This is a genomic window from Kitasatospora sp. NPDC041988, from assembly GCF_055588525.1.
The window spans coordinates 16,439-25,104 of record NZ_JBVJCO010000065.1; the positions used below are offsets into that span (position 1 = coordinate 16,439).

At 73.1% G+C, this 8,666-nt stretch carries 7 protein-coding genes and 1 riboswitch; of the genes, 5 read left to right on the top strand and 2 right to left on the bottom strand.

What is annotated here, in order from left to right:
- Positions 1–138: 138 nt before the first annotated feature.
- A complete protein-coding gene (metE, locus tag ACZ6NC_RS38815) occupies positions 139–2,454 on the bottom strand; it encodes a 5-methyltetrahydropteroyltriglutamate--homocysteine S-methyltransferase (protein ID WP_465738605.1) in 2,316 nt (771 codons plus the stop codon).
- A 163-nt stretch (positions 2,455–2,617) separates the two neighbouring features.
- Positions 2,618–2,839, bottom strand: a riboswitch (cobalamin riboswitch).
- A gap of 213 nt (positions 2,840–3,052) precedes the next feature.
- Between metE and ACZ6NC_RS38820 the strand changes: the two genes are divergently transcribed.
- On the top strand, positions 3,053–4,222 hold the full coding sequence (locus tag ACZ6NC_RS38820; RefSeq protein ID WP_465738606.1) for a CopD family protein: 1,170 nt from the start codon (positions 3,053–3,055) through the stop codon (positions 4,220–4,222).
- Positions 4,223–4,476: 254 nt separating this feature from the next.
- On the opposite strand, the gene ACZ6NC_RS38825 is transcribed toward ACZ6NC_RS38820, so the two are convergent.
- Entirely contained in the window at positions 4,477–4,986 is a 510-nt protein-coding gene (locus ACZ6NC_RS38825) for an ArsI/CadI family heavy metal resistance metalloenzyme (protein ID WP_465738607.1), read from the bottom strand.
- Positions 4,987–5,073: 87 nt separating this feature from the next.
- Here ACZ6NC_RS38825 and ACZ6NC_RS38830 point away from each other — a divergent pair, with 87 nt between their 5' ends.
- The 4 genes from ACZ6NC_RS38830 (at position 5,074) to ACZ6NC_RS38845 (ending at position 8,484) form a co-directional block, all read left to right on the top strand.
- Positions 5,074–5,442 carry an ArsR/SmtB family transcription factor gene (locus ACZ6NC_RS38830; RefSeq protein WP_465738608.1) on the top strand — a complete coding sequence of 123 codons (369 nt, stop codon included), beginning with the start codon at positions 5,074–5,076 and terminating at the stop codon, positions 5,440–5,442.
- Entirely contained in the window at positions 5,439–6,185 is a 747-nt protein-coding gene (locus ACZ6NC_RS38835; RefSeq protein ID WP_465738609.1) for an aquaporin, read from the top strand. The genes ACZ6NC_RS38830 and ACZ6NC_RS38835 overlap by 4 nt, the downstream gene beginning before the upstream one ends.
- Before the next feature lie 45 nt (positions 6,186–6,230).
- Positions 6,231–6,650 carry an arsenate reductase ArsC gene (locus ACZ6NC_RS38840; RefSeq protein WP_465738610.1) on the top strand — a complete coding sequence of 140 codons (420 nt, stop codon included), beginning with the start codon at positions 6,231–6,233 and terminating at the stop codon, positions 6,648–6,650.
- Between the two features lie 127 nt (positions 6,651–6,777).
- On the top strand, positions 6,778–8,484 hold the full coding sequence (locus tag ACZ6NC_RS38845) for a hypothetical protein (protein WP_465738611.1): 1,707 nt from the start codon (positions 6,778–6,780) through the stop codon (positions 8,482–8,484).
- Positions 8,485–8,666: the final 182 nt, after the last annotated feature.

Sequence of the window (8,666 nt, forward strand, 5' to 3'; positions counted from 1 at the left end):
GCCCCCCCACCCCCCCCCGCCCCCCCCCCCCCCCCCCCCCCCCTCCCCCCCCCCCCCCCCCCCCCCCCCCCCCCCCCCCCCCCCACGGCGCTTTCAGCGATGGAGCGTCCCGGTCGAAGCCCTGCCCCGCGCCGTACGTCAGCCGGCCAGTTCGCCCCGCAGGCGGCGGGCGGCGCCCACCAGGCTCTCCAGGGAGGCACGGGTCTCGGTCCAGCCGCGGGTCTTCAGGCCGCAGTCGGGGTTGACCCAGAGCCGCTCGGCCGGGATCGCCGCGAGCCCGGCTCGCAGCAGCTCGACGGCCTCGTCGGTGCCCGGCACCCGCGGCGAGTGGATGTCCCACACGCCCGGGCCGACCTCGCGCGGGTAGCCGGCGCCGGCCAGCTCACCGGCGACCTGCATGTGCGAGCGGGCCGCCTCCAGCGAGATGACGTCGGCGTCGAGCTCGTCGATCGCGGTCATGATCGCACCGAACTCGGCGTAGCACATGTGAGTGTGGATCTGGGTGTCGGCGCGTACCCCGGAGGTGGCGAGCCGGAAGGCGGCGGTGGCCCAGTCCAGGTAGGCCGGGCGGTCGCCGGCCCGCAGCGGCAGGGTCTCGCGCAGGGCCGGTTCGTCGACCTGGACGACGGTGGCACCGGCGGCCTCCAGATCGGTGACCTCGTCGCGCAGGGCGAGGGCGACCTGGAAGGCGGTCTCGGCGAGCGGCTGGTCGTCGCGGACGAAGGACCAGGCAAGCATGGTGACCGGGCCCGTCAGCATCCCCTTGACCGGACGGTCCGTCAGGTCCTGGGCGTAGCGGAACCAGTCGACGGTCATCGGGTGCGGGCGCGAGATGTCGCCGGCCAGCACCGGCGGGCGCACGTACCGGGTGCCGTACGACTGCACCCAGCCGTGCCGGGTGGCCAGGTAGCCGGTGAGCTGCTCGGCGAAGTACTGGACCATGTCGTTGCGTTCGGGCTCGCCGTGGACGAGCACGTCCAGCCCGGCCTTCTCCTGGAACGCGATCACCTCGCGCACCTCGGCCTCGATGCGCTCCCGGTAGGCGCCCTCGTCGATGCGGCCGGCGGTGAGGTCGGCGCGGGCGACGCGCAGTTCGGCGGTCTGCGGGAAGGAGCCGATGGTGGTGGTCGGCAGCAGCGGCAGGCCGAGTCGGGTGCGCTGGGCCTCGGCGCGCTCGGGGTAGGCCTGGGCCCGGCGGCCGTCGGCCTCGGTGACGGCGGCGGTACGGGCGCGGACGGCCGGGTCGCGGGTGATCGGCGAGCCGGCCCGGGAGGCGAGGTCGGCCCGGTTGGCGGCGAGTTCGGCGGCGATCGCGTCGGTGCCCTCGCGCAGGCCGCGGGCGAGCAGGGCGGTCTCGCCGGCCTTCTGACGGGCGAACGCGAGCCAGCGGGCGATCTGCGGGTCCAGGTCGCGCTCGTCGGCGGCGTCCAGCGGGACGTGCAGCAGGGAGCAGGACGGTGCGACGTCGACCCGGTCGGCGAGGCCGAGCAGGGTCGCCAGGGTGGTCAGCGACTTCTGCAGGTCGTTGATCCAGATGTTGCGGCCGTCGACCACGCCGGCGACCAGGCGCTTGCCGGGGAGTCCGCCGACGGCGGCGAGGGCGTCGAGGTTGGCCGCGGCCGAACCGGTGAAGTCCAGTGCGAGGCCGTCGACCGGCGCCTTGGCGAGCACGGGCAGCGCCTCGCCGAGGCGGTCGAAGTAGCTCGCGACGAGCAGCTTGGGCCGGTCGGTGAGGGCGCCGAGGTCGCGGTAGGCGCGGGCGGCGACGTTCAGCTCGGCCGGGGTGCGGTCCTGGACGAGCGCGGGTTCGTCCAGCTGCACCCACTCGGCGCCGGCGGCGCGCAGGTCGGCGAGGAGTGCGGCGTAGACGGGCAGCAGCCGGTCGAGCAGGGTGAGCGGCTGGAAGTCCTCGGCCACCCCGGGGGCCGGCTTGGCGAGCAGCAGGTAGGTGACGGGGCCGACCAGCACCGGCCGGGCGTCGTGGCCGAGCGCGACGGCCTCGCGCAACTCGGCCACCTGCTTGGCCGGGTTCGGGGTGAAGACGGTGCCGGGGCCGAGTTCGGGCACCAGGTAGTGGTAGTTGGTGTCGAACCACTTGGTCATCTCCAGCGGCGCGACGTCCTGGGTGCCGCGCGCCATGGCGAAGTAGCCGTCCAGCGCGTCGGCGTCGACGGCCGCCCGGTGGCGGGCGGGAATCGCACCGACGGCGACGGTGGCGTCCAGCACGTGGTCGTAGAGCGAGAAGTCGCCGGTGGGGACTTCCCGGATGCCGGCGTCGGCGAGCCGGCGCCAGTTCTCCCGGCGCAGGTCGGCGGCGGTGGCCAGGAGGGCGCCGGCCGCGACCGCACCCTTCCAGTAGCCCTCGATCGCCTTCTTGAGCTCCCGGTTCCGGCCCTGCCGGGGGTAGCCGTGGGCGGTGGCCCGGGTTGCCGCGGCTGCGGAATTCGCTGTCAAGGGACTCTCCTTCGCGAGCCTGTCTCCTGTGGTCCCCGATGACGGGACGCAGGCGCGAAGGGTGACGAACCGGGCGGGGCCACGAGCGCACGAAGAGCGCCCAACCCGCCTGGTATGTACGCCGACCCGCCCACGAGGTCACCGGGATGGCCGCGCGCGATCGGTCGCGTGCGGGCAACGGGCAGGTCTTCGGACTCGCGGGCACGGCCGCCCCCGAAAGGGCGGACACCTACTGGCCGTCGCTTCCCAGACCCGGCCGGGCCCAGTGCGTATGACGGCGTTCGTTCCCACTCACCGCTGCGGGGCAGTCCCGGATTCCCACCGGGTTCCCTCTTGCGACGCGCCTGCCTGGCGGGCAGGGCGAACCAGCTGCCCGGCCAGCTTAGAGGGAGTCCGGCAGCCGGCGGACAGGGATTGGCTCAAGTCGTCCACATTCCGAGACGGCACCGGCCGGGGCTTCGGGCTCCGAACGAGGCGAAGCAGTGACAGGGCGCGCCACGAGGAGTCGACCGACCGGTAGCTCACAGGATGATGACGATTGAACAAGCAGCACCCCCCAGGCGACTAAGGGCGCCCTTATTTAGGCTAGCCTCACCTCATGCATCACGCCCTGCTGGCCGCGACCACGGCCGGATACACCATGCCCCAGCCCTGGCGGCTCCTCACCAAGGCCGGCTACTTCATCGGCCTCAGCGGAGCCATCGGCGCCACCATCACGTACGCGACCACCGTGCGCCCCGCGCTGCGCGCCGCGGAAACCAGCGGCCAGGACGCCGAGGTCCTGCGAAGAAGATCGGCGACCTACCTCGCCTGGGCAGGGGTGGTGCTGCTGATCGCCGGTTACTTCCAGCTCGCCGCCCGTCTCGCCCGCGCCGGCAAGGGCATGCCGTTCGGCGACGCCCTCGCCCCGGACCGGATCTGGGACTACCTCCACGCCCCGGCCGCCAAGGGCGCCTGGATCGCCCAGGGCACCGTCTACCTGGTCCAGAACGCTGTCCTGGCCGTCGCGGCCGCAGCCCTGATCGCCCTCTTCATACCGGCCAGCCGCCGCCACACGGACGCCATCGCCCTCACCGCGCTGCCGCTCTCCCTCGCCGTCACCCTGATCGCGGCCGTCCCCGCCACCAAGCCCGCCGACCTCGACCGCTGGCTCGACCTCGTCTTCGACCAGACCCACATCATCTCCGGCGTCGTCTGGCTCGGCGGCCTCGCCCTCCTGGTCGCGCTCGCCGGCACCCGCGGCCGCCTCGGCGACGGCGCCGGCCTTCTCTGGGCCGACATGTGGCGCCGGTTCAGCCTCGTCGCCATGATCTGCGTCGGCGCCGTCACCATCTCCGGCCTCTGGCTCAGCTGGAAGCACGTCGGTGCGATCTCCCAGCTCTGGACCACCGGCTACGGCATCGCCCTGCTGGTCAAGATCCTCCTGGTCGCCGGCCTCGTCGCCGCGGGCGCCTTCAACCAGTTCCGGCTGATGCCCCGCATCGCCCAGGCCCGCCGCGCCGACGACAGCTCCTCCCTCCTCCACCTGACCCTGCGGCACTTCCCGAAGGTCGTCTGGGGCGAGGTCGCCCTCGGCGTCGCCGTCCTCGTGGTCATGCCCTTCCTCGCCGGCTCGGCCCGTACCGAGTCCGGCAGTGCCAAGGCCGTCTCCTCCGGCAGCATCTTCGCCGCCGGGGCCGCCCTCGTCATCGCGCTGGCCGTCTCGCTCTACGCCACGGCCAAGGCCTCCGACGCCCTGTCCCGCCGCCCGGCAGCGGACGCCGCCTGAGCCGGTACGCCGAATCCCGACCACCGACCGCAGAAGGCCGCCCCGCGCCGATCCTTGGCAGGGGCGGCCTTGCCGTACGCCCACCCGCCCGGCGCCGCGCACGCTCGCCGCCCTCCGGTGCCGGACGCCACTCGGCCGGGGCTACCGCAGCGACCTCCGGACCGCCCCGAATCCCGGTGGCGATCCTTCCTGTCGGCCGCCCCGGGCCGGCGGGGAGCAGTGGCGGCGAAGGCGCCGTCGCCCCCTGTCGCCGCTCAGCCGGCGCAGGCGCATCCGGCAGCGCTCTTCGCCTCGACCGGCGTCCGCTGGGGATCGACCGCCTGCTCGTCGGGAGTGCAGCAGGCGGTGGTGCCGCAGCAGGCGTCCGGCGCGGCGGCAGCGCTCCTGCCGAGGGTGTCGGCGTCGGACTTGACGACGTAGACCTCCCAGGGCTCCTCACCGGGGCCGGTGACCCAGACCTTGTCCTGGAGGGCGTAGCAGCAGGAGGTGTCGTTCTCCTCGAAGGTGGCCAGGCCGGCCTCCTTGAGGCGGCCGGCGGCGGCGGTGACCTGCTCGGTGGAGGCGACCTCGACGCCGAGGTGGTCCAGGCGGGTGTCCTCGCCGGCCTCGCCCTCGATGAGGACGAGCTTGAGCGGGGGCTCGGTGACGGCGAAGTTCGCGTAGCCGGGGCGGCGCTTGGCCGGCTCGGTGCCGAACAGCTTGGAGTAGAAGGCGATGGAGCCTTCGAGGTCGGCGACGCGCAGGGCGAGCTGAACGCGGGACATGGCGGTTCTCCCCGATCCGGTCTTGTATCGACGGCTGTCGATATGGCCGACCTTGCCACCGGATTAGATGGCTGTCAACATAGACGCATGTCGAATCTGGAACTGCCGGTGCTCGACCAGGACGACGCGGCCGCATGCTGCTCGCCGATGGTCCGCGAGCCCCTGGGCGAAGAGGCCGCCGTCGACCTGGCGAAGATGTTCAAGGCCCTGTCGGACCCGGTCCGACTGCGGCTGCTGTCACTGATCGCCTCCCACGAGGGCGGCGAGGCCTGCGTCTGCGACCTGACCGGCCCGTTCGACGTGTCCCAGCCGACGATCTCCCACCACCTCAAGGTCCTGCGGGAGGCCGGACTGGTCGGCTCCGAACGCCGCGGAACCTGGGTCTACTACTGGGTGCTGCCCGCCGCCCTGGCCCGCCTCTCCTCCCTCCTCGACACCCCGGCAGGCGCGAGATGACCGAGCCCGCCCCGCTGGGCCGCCGGACGGCCGTCGAGTTCGTCGGGACGGGCGCGCTGGTCGCGATCGTGGTCGGCTCCGGCATCCAGGCCACCGAGCTGTCCCAGGACGTCGGCGTGCAGCTGCTGGCCAACGCGCTCGCGACCGTGTTCGGCCTCGGCGTACTGATCGCCCTGCTCGGCCCCGTCTCCGGCGCCCACTTCAACCCGGCCGTCACCCTGGCCGCCTGGTGGACCGGCCGCCGCGGCGGCGACGGGCCGGGCCTGCGGGAGGTTGCGGCCTACGGGAGCGCGCAGATCGCCGGCGCGATCGGCGGCGCGGTGCTGGCGGACGCGATGTTCGGTGAGCCGCTCCTGCGCTGGTCCGCCCACGACCGCTGGTCACCGCACCTGTGGCTGGGCGAAGTCGTCGCGACCGCCGGCCTGATCCTGGTGATCTTCGGCCTCGCCCGCATCGGCCGCGCGCACTTCGCCCCGGTCGCGGTCGCCGCGTTCATCGGCTCGGCGTACTGGTTCACCTCCTCGACCAGCTTCGCCAACCCCGCGGTGACGATCGGCCGGGCCTTCACCGACACCTTCGCCGGCATCGCCCCCGCCTCGGTGCTGCCGTTCATCGCCGCCCAACTCGTCGGCCTGGCGGCCGGCATCGCGCTGGTGGCGGTGGTGTTCGGCCGCCCGGCGCCCGTCGGCGAGGACGTCGTCGTCCCGCACGGGGACCACCACCTGGCCGCATCCGGCCGCTGAACCGCCGCAGCCGACCTCCCCCGTCTCGAAGATCAAGGACCCGTTGTGAGCACTCCCGCCGTCCCGTCCGTGCTGTTCGTCTGCGTGCACAACGCCGGCCGGTCCCAGATGGCCGCCGCGTTCCTCACCCGCCTCGGCGGCGACGGGGTCGAGGTCCGCTCTGCCGGATCCGCCCCGGCCGAGACCGTGAACCCCGCGGTGGTCGAGGCGATGAGCGAGGTCGGGATCGACATCTCCGCCGAGACGCCGAAGGTGCTGACCGTCGAGGCGGTGCAGGCCTCGGACGTGGTGATCACCATGGGGTGCGGAGATGCCTGTCCGTTCTTCCCCGGCAAGCAGTACCTGGACTGGAAGCTGGACGACCCGGCCGGCCAGGGCGTCGACGCGGTGCGCCCGATCCGCGACCGGATCGAGGCCCGGATCCGCGGCCTGCTCGCCGACCTCGGCGTCGAGGCACGGGCGTGACGGCCGCCGGGCCGGTCGGGATCAGCGGAAATAGTCCCGTCGGGCGCGAACCGCAAGCCATATAGTCTGATCAACACTTTTGTGAACACGTTCAGCACTTGGGGGGCCGGTGCACCGTCACCGCATCATGATCTCCGCTGCCGTCGTAGCGGCAGCCGTCGGCTTCGTACCCGCCACGGCGCACGCAGCGGGTCCGTCCGTCAACCCCGGTGGGGCCACGACCGCCACCACCCCGGCCTCCGGGGCCGGTTCCGCGAAGGACGCGACCGCACCGGACGCCACCGCGCAGGACGTCGCCGCGCAGCAGGCGGCCAAGGAGGCCGCCGCGCAGGACGCTGCCGCAAAGGCCGCCAAGGCCAAGGCCGGGGCGCCGAAGGCGACGGCCGAATCCGCTGCGCCGACAGGTGCGAAGCAGAGCCAGTACTACGAGGTGAGTACGGGTACGTCCACTTCCTACGCGCACACCATCACCATGGCGGCCGGCGTCAGCACCGACCTGACCCCCAGCGTCAGCGAACTCGTCGTCGACTGGGGTGACGGCACCACCGACAAGGACTTCGCCAACGGCACCGAGAACGCGTACTTCAAGCACAGGTACGCCGAGGTCGGCGCCCACAAGATCACGGTCACGGCGACCGACCTGCTCACCAAGACGACCTCCGTCACCACCAAGGACGTCGTCGTGGACGGTTCGGAGTTCACCCCGCACGCGCCCACCCGGCTGCTGGACACCCGCGACGGCACCGGTGCCTCGGTCGCCGGCCCCGTCGCCCCGTTCGGCACGACCCGGGTGAAGATCGCCGGCAACGCCGGCATCCCGGCCGGGGTGACCGCCGTGGCCCTGAACATCACCGCCACCGACACCTCGGCGGACGGGCACGTCATCGCGTACGCCTCCGGCAAGGAGCGGCCGACCACCTCGAACGTCAACTTCACCGCCGGACAGACCGTGCCGAACCTGGCGATCGTGCCGGTCGGCGAGGACGGGTACGTCGAGCTGGCCAACCGCAGCGCGGGCCCGGTGGACCTGATCGCCGACGTGACGGGCTACTTCACCCGCTCCGCCGCCAGCGGCTACACCTCCGTCAAGCCGTCCCGGCTCGTCGACACCCGGGAGGGACTGGGCTCCGCCAAGGGCCAGGCCCCCGCGCAGAGCACCTTCGGCGTCCAGATCGCCGGCCAGGGCGGGCTGCCCGCCACGGGCGTGACGGCCGTGGCCCTCAACGTCACGGTGACCGACCCGCGGGGCACCGGCAACCTGACCGTCTTCCCGAGCGGTCAGCAGGCACCGTCCACGTCGAGCGTGAACTTCACCGCCGGACAGACGGTCGCCAACGCCGTGATCGTGCCGGTCGGACCGGACGGCAGGATCAACGTCGCCAACAACGCCGGGGACCCGGCCGACGTGATCGTGGACGTCACCGGCTACTACAGCGCCGACGGCAAGGCCGCCTACCTGCCGGTCGAGCCCAAGCGCATGTACGACTCGCGGAACTCCGTGCCGCTCGCCGGCCAGGACTACCACAACGAGACCGTGTGGACGTCCGGTAGGGCGCTGGAGGCCCTCGTCGTGAACGCGACGGTCACCAACCCGCAGGGCAGCGGGCACCTTTCGGTCGCCCCGGACCCGAACACGATCAACGACTACATCAACGGCAAGGCGGTCCGCCCGACCCCGCCCGACTCGTCCGTCCTGAACTGGACGAAGGACGCCACCGTCGCGAACCTGGTCCAGGCGGGCACCGGCACCACGGGCGTCGTCGACTTCTGGAACCGGGGCTGGCAGCCGACCGACCTGATCGTCGACCTGTTCGGCATGTACGACAAGAACTGACGCCCACCCGCACCGTGCGGCGCCGCGCACCGGCCGCCCGCCCCTCCAGGGGCGGGCGGCCGTCGTCGTTCCGCGCTCCGGTCCCGTCCTGGGGGGGGGGGGGGGGGGGGGGGGGGGGGGGGGGGGGGGGGGGGGAGGGGGGGGGGGGGGGGAAAGAAAAGGGGGGGGGAATAAAGCAGAGA